The 17,104-nt window shown below is 42.5% G+C and carries 12 protein-coding genes and 1 tRNA gene; 4 read left to right on the top strand and 9 right to left on the bottom strand.

Translation table 11 applies throughout. The annotated features are described in order from the left end of the window. Positions 1 to 915 precede the first annotated feature (915 nt). Together GJB62_RS22070 and GJB62_RS22065 are read left to right on the top strand one after the other, a co-directional pair. Positions 916 to 2,184, top strand: coding sequence for a glycosyltransferase family 1 protein (locus tag GJB62_RS22070; RefSeq protein WP_114083924.1), 1,269 nt, complete (start codon positions 916 to 918; stop codon positions 2,182 to 2,184). A 184-nt stretch (positions 2,185 to 2,368) separates the two neighbouring features. Next, entirely contained in the window at positions 2,369 to 4,096 is a 1,728-nt protein-coding gene (locus GJB62_RS22065) for an NFACT family protein (protein WP_114083929.1), read from the top strand. 488 nt (positions 4,097 to 4,584) lie between these two features. Here GJB62_RS22065 and GJB62_RS22060 read toward each other — a convergent pair whose 3' ends face one another. From GJB62_RS22060 to GJB62_RS22030, 7 genes are all read right to left on the bottom strand, one after another. Then, positions 4,585 to 4,893 (bottom strand): hypothetical protein, encoded by a 309-nt coding sequence (locus GJB62_RS22060; protein WP_245245986.1) that lies wholly within the window; start codon positions 4,891 to 4,893, stop codon positions 4,585 to 4,587. A gap of 50 nt (positions 4,894 to 4,943) precedes the next feature. Further along, positions 4,944 to 6,317, bottom strand: coding sequence for an IS110 family transposase (locus GJB62_RS22055; RefSeq protein WP_114081392.1), 1,374 nt, complete (start codon positions 6,315 to 6,317; stop codon positions 4,944 to 4,946). 234 nt (positions 6,318 to 6,551) lie between these two features. Then, entirely contained in the window at positions 6,552 to 7,385 is an 834-nt protein-coding gene (locus GJB62_RS22050; RefSeq protein WP_245245985.1) for a DUF3596 domain-containing protein, read from the bottom strand. A 187-nt stretch (positions 7,386 to 7,572) separates the two neighbouring features. Beyond that, positions 7,573 to 7,645: transfer RNA gene (locus GJB62_RS22045), tRNA-Phe, on the bottom strand. 75 nt (positions 7,646 to 7,720) lie between these two features. Next, the gene (locus tag GJB62_RS22040; protein WP_114085700.1) at positions 7,721 to 8,590 is read right to left on the bottom strand and encodes a metal ABC transporter permease; all 870 of its coding nucleotides are present in this window, start codon (positions 8,588 to 8,590) and stop codon (positions 7,721 to 7,723) included. 10 nt (positions 8,591 to 8,600) lie between these two features. After that, complete coding sequence (locus GJB62_RS22035) at positions 8,601 to 9,377, bottom strand: metal ABC transporter ATP-binding protein (RefSeq protein WP_114085699.1); 777 nt, start codon at positions 9,375 to 9,377, stop codon at positions 8,601 to 8,603. A 94-nt stretch (positions 9,378 to 9,471) separates the two neighbouring features. After that, positions 9,472 to 10,479: a metal ABC transporter substrate-binding protein gene (locus GJB62_RS22030; protein ID WP_114085698.1), complete on the bottom strand. Its 1,008-nt coding sequence runs from the start codon at positions 10,477 to 10,479 to the stop codon at positions 9,472 to 9,474. Between the two features lie 314 nt (positions 10,480 to 10,793). Between GJB62_RS22030 and GJB62_RS22025 the strand changes: the two genes are divergently transcribed. Further along, positions 10,794 to 12,395, top strand: a complete 1,602-nt coding sequence (locus tag GJB62_RS22025; RefSeq protein ID WP_114085697.1) for an iron uptake porin — start codon at positions 10,794 to 10,796, stop codon at positions 12,393 to 12,395. 88 nt (positions 12,396 to 12,483) lie between these two features. On the opposite strand, the gene GJB62_RS22020 is transcribed toward GJB62_RS22025, so the two are convergent. After that, entirely contained in the window at positions 12,484 to 13,587 is a 1,104-nt protein-coding gene (locus tag GJB62_RS22020) for a DUF6745 domain-containing protein (RefSeq protein WP_114085696.1), read from the bottom strand. Then, positions 13,574 to 13,789, bottom strand: coding sequence for a hypothetical protein (locus GJB62_RS22015; RefSeq protein WP_245245984.1), 216 nt, complete (start codon positions 13,787 to 13,789; stop codon positions 13,574 to 13,576). Before GJB62_RS22015 ends, GJB62_RS22020 begins: the two co-directional genes overlap by 14 nt. Before the next feature lie 497 nt (positions 13,790 to 14,286). On the opposite strand from GJB62_RS22015, the gene topA reads away from it, so the two are divergent. Further along, positions 14,287 to 16,947 carry a type I DNA topoisomerase gene (gene topA / locus GJB62_RS22010; RefSeq protein WP_114085695.1) on the top strand — a complete coding sequence of 887 codons (2,661 nt, stop codon included), beginning with the start codon at positions 14,287 to 14,289 and terminating at the stop codon, positions 16,945 to 16,947. Positions 16,948 to 17,104 lie beyond the last annotated feature (157 nt).

Here is a 17,104-nt window from a genome sequence, read left to right as displayed (position 1 = left end):
CTCCTGAAATTTATTAATGATTGAAAATATAATCTGAAACTTTTCGAAGCAAATTCAACAAAGTACCCGATTTTGCATCAATATTTAACAGTTATTATAACTACTTAATATAACTTGAGTTCAACGTGGTGAGTTAACTGTGCTAGTAGTCTGCCAACCCAAAAATGCCGCGTGATGGCTGGGTAAAGGGGAAGGGGTAAGGGATTTGAAACCTTTCCCCCTTCCCCTTTACCCTTTACCCCGCTAAGTTCACTTGGCGAACTACTAGCTGCTTTTAACTTCAATGTCAGAAGTAAGCGTTTTACTAGTTTCAAATTATACCTGTGCATCAGATGTCAAGGAGAATTAATAAAGGTTTATCTATAGTCAGCAAATGTTAATCCCACTTTTAAAGTTGTAAAAATAACATATAGTATTGTCAGTTAGCTACTTAGCTACACTCATAAATACTTGTCAATTTTACACCCCAAAATTAAGACTTTACTTGACTTCGAGGTCAATTTTTAAGTCGGGTAGTTGCTTACATTTACCAAAAAAATCAAAAATCTTATTCCCTTGTGGGTGGGATTTTTGGCATGGTGAATATAATTTCTAACTCCTAATTTTTGCTGTCAATTTGTCAAATTCACGTTAAGTGTTTATTTAATTAATTTAGATAAGCATAAAAAAAGGTGAAAAACTATAATTTTTATCTATCAAAAGTATGAAATATAAGGTATAAATTTTCCTCTATCTAAAGAAAATAAATATAAATACTTAACCTAAAATTATACTTCTGGCAGAAGATGTAAAAAAATATTAGGTATATTAAATTAAAATGAATATTAATCAAAGTTTCTCAACAATTTAAGTAAGTGTGTTACACACGTACTTGAAACAGCCTAGAGCTTTGTTAAAATCAGCAACACACAAACTATGAACTCTACCACCGAAAAACGTATCGCCTTGATCTCCGTCCACGGAGACCCGGCGATTGAAATAGGGAAAGAAGAAGCTGGGGGACAAAATGTTTATGTGCGCCAAGTGGGTGAAGCACTAGCGCAGCTGGGATGGCAAGTTGATATGTTTACCCGCAAGGCTAGTCTGGAGCAAGATTCGATTGTTGAACATAGCGAGAATTGCCGAACTATTCGTTTAAAAGCTGGGCCCCTTGAGTTTGTGCCGCGAGATGAAATTTTTGAATATTTGCCAGAATTTGTGGATAATTTCCTCAAATTTCAGGCAAAAAATGAGATTAAATATGAGTTAGTTCACACTAACTATTGGCTCTCTAGTTGGGTGGGGATGCAGTTAAAGACAATCCAAGAGAGTAAACAGGTTCACACCTATCACTCATTAGGAGCAGTCAAGTACAACACGATAGAAAATATTCCTCTGATTGCTAGTCAGCGATTAGCGGTAGAAAAACAGGTGTTAGAAACAGCAGAGCGAATTGTGGCGACCAGTCCGCAAGAACAGCAACACATGCGATCGCTAGTTTCCACTGAAGGTAATATCGATATTATCCCCTGCGGTACAGATATTCAGCGTTTTGGTTCCATTGGGCGAGAAGCAGCTAGAGCTGAACTGGAAATTGCCAAAGATGCCAAAGTTGTATTATATGTAGGGCGTTTCGACCAACGCAAAGGTATAGAAACCCTAGTGCGTGCAGTTAACGAGTCTGAACTACGAGACTCGAAGAATCTCAAGCTAATTATTGGCGGTGGTAGTACTCCAGGTAACAGCGACGGCATTGAGCGCGATCGCATTGAGCAAATCGTCCACGAATTAGGAATCACTGACTTGACCATCTTTGCTGGTCGTCTTAGTCAAGATATTTTACCAACTTATTATGCAGCTGCCGATGTCTGCGTTGTTCCTAGTCACTACGAACCCTTTGGACTCGTAGCGATCGAAGCGATGGCAAGCGGTACACCGGTTGTAGCTAGTGATGTCGGTGGACTTCAATTTACTGTAGTTAATGAACAAACTGGTTTATTAGCACCACCACAAGATGTAGGTGCTTTTGCGTCTGCTATTGACCGAATTCTCTTTAATCCAGAGTGGCGAGACGAATTGGGTAAAGCTGGCAGAAAGCGTACTGAAAACAAATTTAGTTGGCATGGTGTCGCAACTCAGTTGAGTGAACTTTACACTCAATTGTTAGAACCATCAGCAAAAGAACCTGCATTGGTTGCTAAATAGTGTTTCAAGCAACTTAATCCACTTCAGATAAAATCATTTTACATAGCAATATCTGTAGAGAGACGCAAAATTTTGCGTCTCTATATTTATTATGGGAGCAATTGGGGGATATCTACCCTACATTAATATCAATATTAGAGATGATGGAAGTATACTGAGCATCGACCTTTGAACGCGAATGGCTATGCAACCAGTTGACTTCACTACCCTTACAGCTACTTGTAGCGAAATACGCGCTAACTGGCTGCCCTCGCGGACAGAACAGGTTTATCAGCGCGATCGCTATACTATTGCCATAGCATTACGCACTCTGAAACAGCGTGATTGGCTACAGATTTCTTGGCATCCCCAAGCTGCACACATTTGTATTGGCGATCCCCCACCGCGATCGCCAGATACCTTTACCTTTAGCCAACAACTGATACACCAATTGGGTGGTTTGGCATTGGTGGGTATTGAAGCGATCGCGCCTTGGGAGCGTGTTATCGATTTGCAATTTGCCCGTCGTCCCGGAGAAAGCGCTCTATATCATGTCTATGCAGAAATTATGGGCAAGTATAGCAACGTCATTCTCACCGACGCTAGCAATATAATTATCACCGCCGCCCATCAAGTCAGTCAGCAACAATCTAGTGTCCGTCCCATCCAAACCGGACAACCTTATGAAACACCACCAAAACTGACTGGAACTGTCCCCAGTTTGAGCGAATCCCAAGAACGTTGGCAAGAACGGGTAAGTTTAGTACCAGGAGCAATCAAGCGGCAATTACTGAAAAGTTATAGTGGCTTGAGTGCAGCATTGCTGGAGTTAATGCTGTTAGAAGCAAATATCACACCAGAAACATCTACCGATACTCTCAACCCCGACGATTGGCGACGGTTGTTTGAGCGTTGGCAAGAATGGCTGCAAACTTTGGATTCCAAGAAATTTCAACCCGCTTGGACAAAAGATGGTTACACCGTAATGGGTTGGGGTGTAGTTGAAAAAGTCAAAGATATCCAAGAGTTGCTCAACCGTTACTACAGTAACGAAATTGACCAACAGTTATTTTCTCAATTGCGCCATCAGTTGAGTCAGAAATTAAATAACATTCTGGCGAAATTACGTAACAAGGCTCAAACCTTTAAAACGCGCTTACAGCAATCAGATCAAGCCGACGAGTATCGACAAAAAGCTGATTTATTGATGGCTCACCTGCAAAACTGGGAACCAGGGATGAAAGAAATTATCCTTGCTGATTTTGAGACAAATTTGCCAGTAGCGATCGCTCTCCAGCCAGATAAAAATGCTGTCCAAAATGCTCAAAGTCTTTACAAACAGCACCAAAAGCTGAAACGCGCCCGTGCTGCCGTGGAACCTCTATTATTAGAAGTGCAGACAGAAATTGAGTACTTAGAACAAGTAGAAGCTGCGATCGCTCAGATAGACACCTACAAAACATCAGAAGATTTACGAGCTTTAGAAGAAATCCGTGAAGAGTTGATTGGGCAAAAGTATCTAGAAGATCCAGAATATCGCAGTCGCAGTGCAAATGAACCTCCTAGCACCAACTTTCATCGTTACCTTACCCCCAGTGGCTTTGAAGTATTAATCGGCCGCAATAATCGCCAAAATGACCAATTAACCTTTCGTGTAGCTGGAGATTATGACATCTGGTTCCACGCTCAAGAAATTCCAGGGAGTCATCTGCTACTACGTCTAGAACCCGGTGCTGTGGCAGAAGAAGCTGATTTGCAATTTGTCGCTAATCTTGCTGCTTACTACAGTCGCGCGCGTCAGAGTGAGCAAGTGCCAGTAGTTTACACCCAGCCAAAACACGTTTACAAACCCAAAGGAGCAAAACCAGGAATTGCAATTTACAAGCAGGAGAGCATCCTTTGGGGAAAACCACAAATAGTCATTAGTCACTAGTCACTTGTACTGAGTTTCGACTGCGCGGAAATCGAGCGTTCGCGTAGCGTCTCCGTTAGGAGAAGTCGAGATTCAACTACCGCGTAGTCGTAAAGCCTGCGGCATAGCTACGCTTAGGGCGCAGCCTCTGGTAGAGAAGTATTGGTCAATTCTTTTCTGCTTCCTCTACCTCTGGTTTTGTCAGTCTATACCCTGCGTTCTGCTGAATTCTTCTAATAGATAGAGGCATTTAAGCTTTGCTAATATCTTTTTTTGATGAATATTCCTGAAAAATCTGTGTTGACTGTTACAATATTGTTAAGAAAAGTTGCCCGTTGCATTTTGGGAACGCGCAATTGGGTTTTAACTCTCTTGAGAAGACAACGCAAAAAAAATATTTTATAGACCAGCTGTGGGAGGCTGGTCTTTTTGTATTTAATACAGCACTTTGAGTATTTTTTGAGCATTTATAGCTCAATACGCTTGGGTTAGCCCCTTACATTACTATTTTAGGAAAGCTCTGGTGGTCTGAGATTTGTAAAGTTGGTTGCACCATAGTGATTGTCGATCATTTTGGCTGATGTTCCAGTCCATCTGCCAATCGCGGTGCTATTAATATGTGCTTCCACACACAAGCTGATAAAGGTATGCCGTGTCTGGTAGCTCTTACGATAAGGGATATTGCATTTACCTATGATTGACTTCCATGCACGATTAGCGAAGTTGTGATGGTCAATGAATTTTCCTTTCGGGCTTGTAAAGACTAGAGATTCAAAACTATCTTCTTCAGATTTCATCTCATCTAAGATTGCCTTCACTTCTGAATTAATCGGAAAATCACGTTTTATTTGGGTTTTTAGTCCCTCTTCTAAGAAACCAGATTTTCTGAGGATTGAGGAATCAACTCAAAACCAAAAGCCTGGGCTTTTTTGTGGAGATTATTAACCATTCGCTCACGATAACGTTGCTCATAATAATCCATACCAGGATCGGTATAATCTCCTCCGGTTGTCCAAAGTTTGTAAAAAATCCGGGCAATCTTATGAGCGGTAGCAGTAATAGCTTTAGGAGAGCCAAGTCGAGAACGTAAGCGACGATAAAACGCACCCAAAGCAGAATGACTTTTACCAGCAGTTTGTGCTGCCATGCGGAAAGCATTGGCGGCGCGGTTGACTACAGGACGAGTTTGAGAACTTTTAATTTTGCCACCAGTAATGCGGCTGCCAGGGCAAAGACCAAGCCAAGAAGTAAAGTGTTTGACTGTGGGGAACCGACTGGGATCTAAACCAACTTCAGAAAGAATAATTTGTACTGTCAGGACACCAAGACCGTCAACGCGGGTAAAATCTACTCCACTCATGCGGTAAAGATGAGTACGCAAATCAAACGCAGGTTCATTACCTTGAGGTTTATGACGAATATGCTTGGGTGGAGAAAGAGGTGACTGAGAAATATCAATTTTGTCGTTAAATTGACTTAAGCACTCCTCAATCTGACGGTCACATTCGGCGATTTGGGATTGGTAGACATCATAGAGATGTAGCTCTTGTTGTAAGACGAACAAATGTTCTTTTCGGTAATCACCATTAAGCGCAGCTGCAATTTCCGCTTCACTACGTTTGACGCGATGATGTTTTTTAGCTGCAAGTACTTGCGGGTCATGTTCCCCGCCGACAATAGCACGTATGATTGTCATACCCGTAGTACCTGTAATATCACTGACTGCTTGATGCAGTTGTATGTTCATTTGAGTTAAAGCTTTCTGCATCCGTTGGATATGTACACTGGCACTTCTGATGAGACTATCACGTTGGCGGATATAGCTACGTAAAATACAAATTTCATCTTCTGGACGAAAAGAACCTGACAACAATCCATAACTGTGCAACTGTTGCAGCCATTGGCAGTCTAAAACATCTGTTTTGCGCCCAGGTAGAGTTTTGACGTGGTGAGCATTGACCAGCTTGACCTCAAAGCCACGAGTCTCCAAAATTTGAAACAATGGAATCCAGTACACACCTGTTGATTCCATTGCTACAGTCTCAACCCCAGACTCAGTTAACCAATCTGCGATCGCGTACAAATCAGCCGTGTAACAACCAAAACGTCTCACACATTCGTTGGCACGTCCTGATGGCACACATACCCAATGATTTTGGGCACCAATATCAATACCAGCAGCATTTGGGTGAATCGGATCTAGTTTAGATGCTTGATTGGGAGATTGCCGTTTTTTCGCCATTTTGGTTCTCCTAGTCTCAAATTTTTTCAAAATTGAGAGTGTGCCCTGACCCAGGTTGACGGAATTATACAGTCTTCTAAACGGGATAGCGTCTAAGCGCTTCACCAATGCCATTGCCGTTACAACCTAGAACCACGCTTTTATACGGGCGAAGAACACCATTGAGGGAGCGGTCTTAACTGTCAAGACACAATTTTAATATAAACTTTTTTTGGAGATATCTATTGGTTTCTTTCATCCATTGCGGACATAGCCTCGTCCGTCAACCGCTTTCATGACTAAACCATTTTCGGAGACGACAACAGTTTCCCGAAATTGAATCACGCTATTAGTAACATGCTTCCATTTCAAGCCAACGGCTTCTGATGGTCTACACCCTGTAAAGAAAAGGAAGCGCACATAGTTTGTGTAATGCCTATAGTGGCGATCGCTAGCAAAAGTACGAATAATTAAATTTCTTTCTTCTTTACTGAATGGATTAATATCCTGTTCTTCTAAAGTACCCTTGGGAACTTTGATTTTCATAGCCGCAAAAGGGTTAGTGTCGATTAATCCCTCTTCCATTGCCCAATTACAGCAAGCTTTAAGTTGGGTTAAGCAGCGCTTTGCAGCATCTGGAGTGAGATTCGATAAAAGATGATCTCTAATAGCAGATGCCTCATCTAGCGATCGCGTCGGTAACTTAGCAATGTGATTACGATGCTTAGAGAAATCTTTGGCATAGGTACTGGGGCTAACTTGCGGTTTTTTAAACTCGCTATACTTATTCCAAAGTTCGTCTAATTGAGGTTGAGACTTTCTAATGGGTGTAATGGGTGTAATCGTGCTTAAAACAGATTGAGGTTGGTACTTTTCTAGAGTGAGGTCTAATCGTTCGCAGAGTATGTCTTTCTCAATCTCTGATGCCTTAAGCTCTGCCAATTTGCGGTTAGCAGGAGTATCAGCTAAACCCGTAGAAATGTAATAACGCTTGCTCTGATATCTAAACCGTAACTGCAACCGTTCATGAGAGTTAATGATTGATACAGAACCCTTAGATGCTCGCCCTGTAGGGGTTTTGGAGAACATAGGTTGAAAAGGTGTAATTACTCCTCTACTCTAACTCTTTTACACCCAATTTACACCCAATTTGTATCTAAAGGTATCCAAAAATGTCCAAAATTGACATAAATAGTAGAACATTTATTCTTCATCAACCGGTAATTAGAAACTATAAACCCCTTGAAATCATTGCATTTCAAGGGGTTTATTAATATGCCAGGAACCGGACTTGAACCGGTGACACGAGGATTTTCAGTCCTCTGCTCTACCAACTGAGCTATCCCGGCTGGGGCTTTTGTGAGCCACGATTAATAAATGTAGCAAACATCCCAAAATATAGCAAGCCCTTGGAGAAAAAAGATTTATGCAGCTTTCAAATTCAACTTAAACCAGATGAAAACAGCTATAAATAGCAGGAATTGTACAAGAACAATACTTGGGCCAGAAGCAAGGTTGAAAATACCAGAGACAATGATGCCAGCAATGCTGCTGATGGAACCAACTATCACCGATATGACTAGAAAGCGGCTAAAGTGGTGACTCATCAATTTGGCAGTAGAGGCGGGAATAACCAAAAAGGCGTTCACCAGTAAAACGCCGACAGCTTTAATCGCTACGGCAACGGCGAGTGAAAGCAAAACCACAAATACATAGCGGTACAATTGGACGGGAACGCCTTGGACTTGTGCTACATCAGGGTTAAGGGTCAATAAAATTTGCTGTCGCAGGGTTGATAGTAAAAATATGCTACCTCCCACAAGTACTAACAGCGTCAAAATCAAATCTGTGGTATCGATCGCTAAAATATCCCCGAACAGCACAGCCATCAAGTTGCCGCGATATCCTTTAATCAGGCTAGTGAGAATCACACCGATCGCTAATGCCCCAGATAGCACTATGCTAAGAACACTATCGCTACCTAAGTCCGTTTTGTCGATGAAGTAGAGGACAATAACGCCGAAAACCAAGGTAAAAGGTAACAGCATCCAAGTCGGATTTATTTGGAGTAGCACACCTAACGCCACACCTACTAATGCTGCATGACCAACGGCGTGGCTGAAAAAGGATAACTGGCGCAAGGTGACAAAACTGCCCAACATCCCACCAAGTATTCCCATTAACACAGCACCGACGATCGCACGCTGCATGAAGGGGAATGTTAACAAGCTTACCAAGTCATTACTACTGGCGATCGCAAGCCAAGATATCTGACAATCATTGAAGAAATTCATACTATAGGTATTAATGTTGGTGCTGGTAGCGGCTGAAACCTGGGCCGTATGTTGCTAAGAGGTTTTGCGGTGAAAGGGCAATTTCCGGTTTACCAGTACAAACAATGCTTTGATTGAGGCAAAGCACGCGATCGCAATGGCGATTTACCATATCAATATCATGGGAAACTTGTAATACCGTCCAACCCTCCTCTCGCTTTAATTCATTTAGCAAAGCGTAAAAATCTGCTGAACCTTGCACATCAACACCAGCAAAGGCTTCATCGAGTACCAAAAGTTTCCGAGGCATTACCAAACAATAAGCCAACAACACCCGCTTGAGTTGACCACCGCTAAGAGTACCAATAGCTTGATGCTGTAAATGATAAGCATCAGTTCGCCGTAAAGCTTCTACTACTGCTGCCGATTTTTCTCTGTCTTGTTTCCACAGCTTGGAGAAAAACAAATCTCCCTTTTTTCCTTCCTTTGCCCATCCCAGTCCCACCAATTCGCTAACAGAAATAGGAAAGCTGCGGTCAAAAATAAAGTTTTGCGGCATATAACCCAACAAGTGACGTAAACGCCCCAGCCTTGCAATTGGGCGACCGAAAATTTCAATCGTACCAGCACTTCGAGGTATCAAATCTAAAACCGCTTTTACCAGAGTACTTTTACCAGCACCATTGGGGCCAACTATGGCTGTATCTGTTCCTGGCAATAATTCAAAAGAAACATCTCGAACAGCTAGATAACTACCTTGATAGACAGTTAATCCTTCTACTTTTAAAATAGCAATGTCATTAGTCATTGGTTCTTAGTCATTATTAGTCATTGGTCATTAGTCATTGGTCATTGGTCATTGGTCGTTGGTCATTAGTTTTTACAAAGGACAAATGACAAACCTATTTACATGACGTTTCCAAAATTTGTAAGTTAGCTTTCATTGCCTTGAAATAATGCTGTGGATCTGTTTCGCCAGTTTCCAGTGAATCCAGAGGACGCAAAGTTAATTTCAAGTCTTTGGAGAGGCTACTTAGGAGTTTGTTATCTACTCCTGGTTCACTAAATAAAGCTTTAACTTTGTACTTTTTAACAGCATTGACTGCATTTTGCACATCAGTTGGTGAAAGTTGATCTTCGGGTATTTGCACCACAGCAACTTGCTTGAGGTTATAGCGTTTTGCTAAATAGGGAAACGCATCATGAAAGGTAATAAAGGTACAACTAGGAGTTTTTTGTAAAGTCTGTTGAAATTCATTATTTAAATTTTCTAATTCTTTAATATAAGCCGCAGCATTTGCTTCATAAGTAGCTTTATTTGCCGGGTCAGCAGCAATTAATCCATCTCGAATATTAGTTACCTGTTGTTTTGCCAAAACTGGATCTAACCAAACATGAGGATTACCTTGGGCGTGTTCGTGGTCTTCTTCCTCCTTCGCTGTTTTTACAACAGGTGAAATTTCATTTAAGGGTTTAATACCAATACTTGCATCAATTTCAGCTAGTTTGGTATTTTCGGCATTTTTGACCGTATTTTCCAGAAATACCTCCAAACCTAAACCATTTTTTACTAACACATTCGCGGTTGCGATCGCTTTGACATTTTCGGGTGTCGCTTGGTATTCATGTACCTCCGTACCAGGCGGCACTAGAATTTCTACATCTGCCACATTCCCAGCTACTGCCTTAGTAAACAAATATATCGGCAAAAATGTCGTCACAACTTTAGTTTTTCCTAACTGCGCTACTGGGGTGGATACAGTTGCCTGTGCTTGCGGTGACTGTTCAGGTATTGTTCCCTGATTCGGATTCGATTGGCTACAGCTAGCAATCATCGACAACATTAATAGAGTCATTATGGACAAGATGCCGCTTCTTTGTCTTCCTCTGATCAGCCCTTTGCCATTCATCGTCACGGTGTTTTCCTCCTCAAAATGGATGCAAGTCTATGAGACTTATTCTAAATCTTAGACTATAATAATTCTCATTCTCATTCCCAACACATAATATCATTCTCAGTTTCCTGTGTAATGAGTAACAACAAAACTTTGTCAGATGGTACAGTCCTCTGCAATTTAGTTTTCCTTGAATAATTAGGATTTCTTGACTTTTTTTGTTAAAAAGGTTGTCTATTTCTGATAATATTACTGACAAATATTTGCATGAAATACACGTTAAAAAAACGTGCTTTGGGTGTGAATTGGAGATAAGTGTGAGGAGAAAAATGCAAAATTTCTGTAAATATCTGCTAGTTAGTCCAGCAGTCTGCTGTGCAATGCTATTTGTGAATACTGCTGCATTTGCAGGTGAAACATCCGCTACGTCTGAAATCAATCAACCGCAAGTTTTAGCTAGTCCAGACACAAACACTCAGATAACAGGGCAAGTTACTTCCGTATCTCAATTTTCCGACGTACAACCCACCGACTGGGCATTCCAAGCATTACAGTCGTTGGTTGAGCGCTATGGCTGTATTGCAGGATACCCAAATAGTACTTATCGTGGTAATCGCGCATTAACGCGATATGAGTTTGCTGCTGGTTTGAATGCTTGTCTAGATCGCGTTAACGAACTTATTGCTACAGCCACAAGCGATTTAGTTAACAAACAAGATTTAGCAACATTACAAAAGCTGCAAGAAGATTTTTCAGCAGAACTGGCGACACTCCGAGGTCGTGTAGATGCAGTAGAAGCTAAAACTGCTGAATTGGAGGCGAATCAGTTCTCAACCACAACCAAACTGCAAGGACAAGTTGTTGCTGTCGTTAGCGATGTTTTGTCAGGAAATACAGTTAACGGTGCAGAAATTACAGACGAAAATACAACTTTAGGGGTTAGGGCGCGGATAGAATTTGTGACCAGCTTCACAGGGAAAGATACGCTGTTCACCAGAATCCAGGCTAATAATATTCTCAGCCCTAATATTGGTACGCCAGAGGGTAACTTATTCTTTGCTGGCGAAGATGGTACTACTAATGCCACGATAGATGCACTCTTCTACAGATTTCCGTTAGGCGAAAAAACAGAGGTTGTTGCGATCGCTAACGCAGGTGCAGCAGATGACCTTACCAGTACTGTTAATATCTTTGATGGTGATGGCGCTTTTGGTGCTTTATCCACCTTTGGTACACGCAACCCAATTTACAACCAAATAGGCGGCGCGGGTTTGGGAGTAACGCACGAGTTCAGTGATAAATTGGCACTGAGTTTAGGGTATTTGAGTGGTACAGCTAATGACCCTACACCCAATAATGGTTTGTTTAATGGATCTTACGGTGCGTTGGCACAGTTGACAGTTAAACCAAGCGATCGCATTTCTATCGGTTTAACTTACATCAATTCCTACAACCAACCACTACTTACAGGTAGCAATGCAGCAACTTTCGCGCCCTTAGATATAGATGACAATGGTACGTTAGATTCCCGATTTTCCAGTAATTCTTATGGTGTCCAAGCATCCATCGGCATTACCGATAAGATAGTCTTGGGTGGTTGGGCTGGATACACCAACAGCCGTACCTTGACTGGAAGCCGTGGAGAAGTTGATATTTGGAACTATGCCGTTACCCTCGGCTTCCCTGACCTCGGTAAAGAAGGAAGTTTGGCTGGTATTATTGCGGGTGTGGAACCTAGATTAACAAGTTCTAATATCGCAGGATTAGATACAGATCCCGATACATCCTATCATCTTGAGGCGTTCTACCAGTATAAGCTGAGTGACAATATCACCATTACACCAGGAGTTATCTGGCTAACATCCCCAGATCATAACAATAACAACGATGATGTTGTGATTGGCGCACTGAGAACTACATTCAGTTTCTAATTTTAAACACTCCCAAAAAAGACGCAAATTTATCTTTTGCGTCTTTTTTGTGCAATCTCAAAAATAAAACTTAATACAGTTAAGTAAGTTATGTTTGCACACCAAATGCCTCTGGGTCTACACCCCAATTCACCCAGCCAATTGCCTCACGCGCTGATTTCATATTTGGTGGAACTCGCAAAGCGTGAATAAACCCTGTACTGGGACGAGTCATTTTTAATAAGTAAATTGGTTCTTCATCAACATCAGCATCAATTTTTAATAGCGTGTATTCTTGCCAAGTATCTAATTCAATAGCTTGTAATTCTTGGCAAATTCTGGCGTAACCAATACCCTGAATTAATACTCGCTGTAGTTCGGCATTTTCTTCTGTTAAAAGCCAAGTAGCTTGCCATTGCTGCGGGTGAATCTTACCGTATTTTTCAGGTAAGGTTACGCCGTGATACGAGTAGAGGCTATATCCATCGGTAAATTCAATGGCGGGTTTACCTTCAGCGTGGAGGCGGTTTTCATTGTCGAAGCGCAGGTGAAAGGGGCGATCGCAGATAATACAAATATCATCATACGCAAACAACCAACCACATTCTTGAATCAAAGATTGAAATACTTTCCATTCCTGTTGAGGATGAACAATGTTCAAAACAGAGCTACAGAAATCAAAACCACTCATTAAATTGCTGTAATTTTCTGGTTGAAAACATTCATTTAGTTGAATTTCAATCCACCACGAATTATCCTCTATTTGATCGTTTAATTGAGTGCTAAATCTCTCATTTAAGTCGTTGAATATTTCATGATTTAAAGGATTATCTGTCGCATTATAAAGATAAAAAAAGTTGCGTAATTGCTTACGTACTTGGATTCCAAACTGTTGATTGAGTATACTCGAAAGTTCTTGAAAGAAATGAGCCGAAAAGAAGCTCCCTAAACTATTTGGTTCATTAAGATAATTTTCCAAAAACTCAGGGGACAGCCGTTTTAGCATCCAGTTGCAGGCTGCATAAGGACTATCCTGAAAAAATATTTCAGGCTCTTCATAGCCAAAGTCAATTGCAACATAGGCAGCTTTTACTGCTTCCGCCGCCTTTTCTTTATCAATTCGTTCAGTTGAAAGCGCGATCGCTCTCCACTTTTCCCGATAAACTGGAATCAAAGCCTCTTGCTCAGGCGTTAAATTTTCAATCAGCGACATATCGCCAACCTTCCGGTTCGTATTCCCTCTGAATTTTCACCATCCAATCACCTTGAGGAATAGAAATAGCTTTATGCTCCTCATGGGTAAGCAATGCCGACTCTGAAAACACACGCAAGTATAGTGTGCTATCTTCATCGTATAATTCGGCATTTCCCTCAGTAATGCGATGCTTATGCCCCGTAACTTCGCCTTTTGCCAAAGTTAAGTGAGGTATTTTTTGTCCTTAAATTTGCTGCACAGGCAGTAAATTTACATCACCTTGACGAATTGGTTGCATAGTTTTGCTTTCTTGACACAGCTACAAACCCTACTTCGCTTTTGCTCTCAAATTTGGTTTAATTTTGGCACAAGCCATATGAAAGTGGGAATTGGGCATTGGGCAATAAATAGTTATTCTTCCCTTCCTTCCCCATTTCCCCATTCCCCATTCCCAATTCCCCAAATTTTAAAACTGTAGTCGCCAATTATGCGTTAGATAAGTTAAAGATTGAAATAGCTGGAAATTCACACCCAGCGTAGCCTTCTCTATCCTTTGGGACAGACGGGGCCACAAGTTCAGGGGATTTTCTCCCAAGCAGACAGTTTATGTGAGGATTAAATCACCGCCCTAAGCGCGACCTTTTATCTTGACAATTTGCAAAAATTACCTCAATTTGACTGTTTAGCTTAGTAGCTATTCTTTTTATTGAAATTTCCATGTCAACTCTCGTCATCGTCGAATCTCCAACCAAAGCTCGTACCATTCGCAACTACCTGCCAGCAGGCTATCGGGTGGAAGCGTCTATGGGTCATGTGCGTGACTTACCCCAGTCGGCTAGTGAAATTCCTGCTGCCGTCAAGGGGGAAACATGGGCGCAGCTAGGGGTAAATGTGGACGCCGACTTTGAACCGGTATATGTTGTCCCGAAAGACAAAAAGAAAATTGTCACCCAGCTTAAAGAAGCCCTTAAAGATGTAGATGAACTGATTCTGGCAACGGACGAAGACCGGGAAGGTGAAAGCATTAGTTGGCATTTATACCAATTGCTGAAGCCGAAAGTTCCCACTAAGCGGATGGTGTTTCACGAAATTACCCAAGAGGCAATCAAAAAAGCTCTGAAAAACTGCCGCCAAATTGATGAGCAGTTGGTTCGCGCCCAAGAAACGCGGCGAATTTTAGATCGACTCGTGGGTTATACCCTGTCTCCCCTGCTATGGAAAAAAATCGCCTGGGGATTATCTGCTGGGCGGGTGCAATCTGTGGCTGTGCGGCTTTTAGTTACTAGGGAACGCCAACGCCGTGCTTTCCATGAGGGTACATACTGGGATTTGAAAGCCAGTTTGTCAAAGGAAAAAACCCCCTTTGCTGCCCAGTTGGTAACATTGGCAGGAACCAAAATTGCTAACGGCAGTGATTTTGACGCAACAACTGGACAAATTACCGCAGGTCGTAATGTCTTGTTGCTCAACGAAGAGCAAGCGGTAGCCCTCAAGGAACGCCTAACAGGGAAAACCTGGAGTGTTACCGACATTGAGGAACGCCCAGTAACGCGCAAACCGTCGCCACCGTTTACCACCTCGACGTTGCAACAAGAATCTAACCGGAAATTGCGCCTCTCAGCCCGTGACACAATGCGGGTTGCCCAGAATTTGTACGAACAAGGGTATATTACCTATATGCGGACAGATTCGGTGCATTTGTCAGATCAAGCGATCGCAGCTGCTCGGAGTTCTGTAGAAAAGCTTTATGGTCAACAATACCTCAGTCCCCAACCCCGCCAATACACCACCAAATCCAAAGGCGCACAAGAGGCGCACGAAGCAATTCGTCCAGCCGGTAGCACCTTCCGCACTCCCCAAGAAACTGGTTTGGGCGGTCGAGAACTTGCCGTTTACGATTTGATTTGGAAGCGGACTGTCGCCTGTCAAATGGCTGATTCCCGCCAAACTCAAATTAGCGTGCAATTGCAAGTTGAGGATGCTGGATTCCGTTCTTCTGGCAAACGGATTGAATTTCCTGGATATTTACGTGCTTACGTCGAAGGTTCAGATGACCCAGAAGCAGCACTGGAAGATCAGGAAGTAATTTTGCCCAATCTGAAAGTCGGAGATCATCCGAATTGTACAGATTTAGAAGCAGTTGGGCACGAAACTCAACCCCCAGCTAGATACACCGAAGCTTCTTTGGTGAAAACCTTAGAAAGTGAAGGTATCGGTCGTCCCAGTACCTACGCCAGCATCATTGGCACCATCATCGACAAAGGTTATGCCCATTTGGTGAGCAACGCTCTCATTCCTACCTTCACCGCTTTCGCCGTCACCGACTTACTGGAAAAACATTTCCCAGACATCGTTGATCCTAGTTTTACCTCGAAGATGGAGCAAACCCTTGATGACATTGCCACAGGTGAAGCGAAATGGCTACCCTACTTGCAGAAATTCTATTTGGGAGAGAAAGGGTTGGAAACCCTGGTAAAAGAACGGGAAAGTCAAATTGATGCCACCACAGCTAGGACTGTAGAACTGGAGAATCTAGATGCCAAAGTCCGTATTGGTAAATATGGCCCCTACATTGAAGTTACAAATGGTGAGGGGGTAATCACCGCCTCAATTCCCAAAGACTTGACCCCAGCCGACCTCGACCCTAAACAGGTAGAAGTTTTGCTGCGACAAAAAATCACAGGCCCTGACCAGGTAGGTCGGCATCCCGAAACTGGGGAACCGATTTATGTGAAAATCGGTGCTTATGGCCCCTATGTCCAATTGGGCGATAAAACCGACGAAAACCCCAAACCGAAACAAGCTTCTCTACTCAAGGGTGTCACCCCAGAAACCGTTACCCTGGAAATGGCTGTTGGTCTGTTGGCACTACCCCGGACATTGGGAGTTCACCCAGTCACAGGCAGCAAAATCCAAGCAAGTTTGGGACGCTTTGGCCCTTATGTGGTTCATGACCAGGGTAAGGAAGGGAAAGATTACCGTTCCCTTAAAGCTGCTGACAATGTGTTGACAATTAGCCTAGAACGTGCTTTAGAACTATTGTCCGAACCAAAAAAGGGACGCAGTTCCACCAACAGCAAGTCCAAGGCAGCCTTACGCGAATTGGGCCCACATCCAGAGGACGCGGAAACAATTAACATCTACGATGGCCCTTATGGCCCTTACATCAAGCATGGCAAAACTAATGTGAGTATCCCAGAAGGTCAAACTGTAGAAGATATAACTCTGACTGAGGCGCTCAACTTATTGGCAGCTAAGGCATCGACAGCGAAATCGACTCGCAAAACGACTAAATCAACGACTTCCAAATCTAAGTCAACTGCTAAGTCAACTGCTAAGTCAACGACGGCTGCGAAAAAGAAAGTCACAGAAGGCTAACTGTAAGTCAAGTAATTTTGGATTTTGAATCTTAGCTTTGGTGTGCTTCCAGTGCAACTTGGATTTTGGATTAAAAGAATTTTGCGGTTCATACCCCGATGCCACTTGCTTTATACCGGAGAATCCGTCCACCGCAGTGGCTCCCCCTTGTAGGCAA

This window comes from Nostoc sp. ATCC 53789, assembly GCF_009873495.1.
Taxonomy (GTDB): Bacteria; Cyanobacteriota; Cyanobacteriia; order Cyanobacteriales; family Nostocaceae; genus Nostoc; species Nostoc muscorum_A.
Note: the sequence above shows the minus strand (reverse complement) of the source record. Positions and strands in the feature narration are given on the sequence as shown.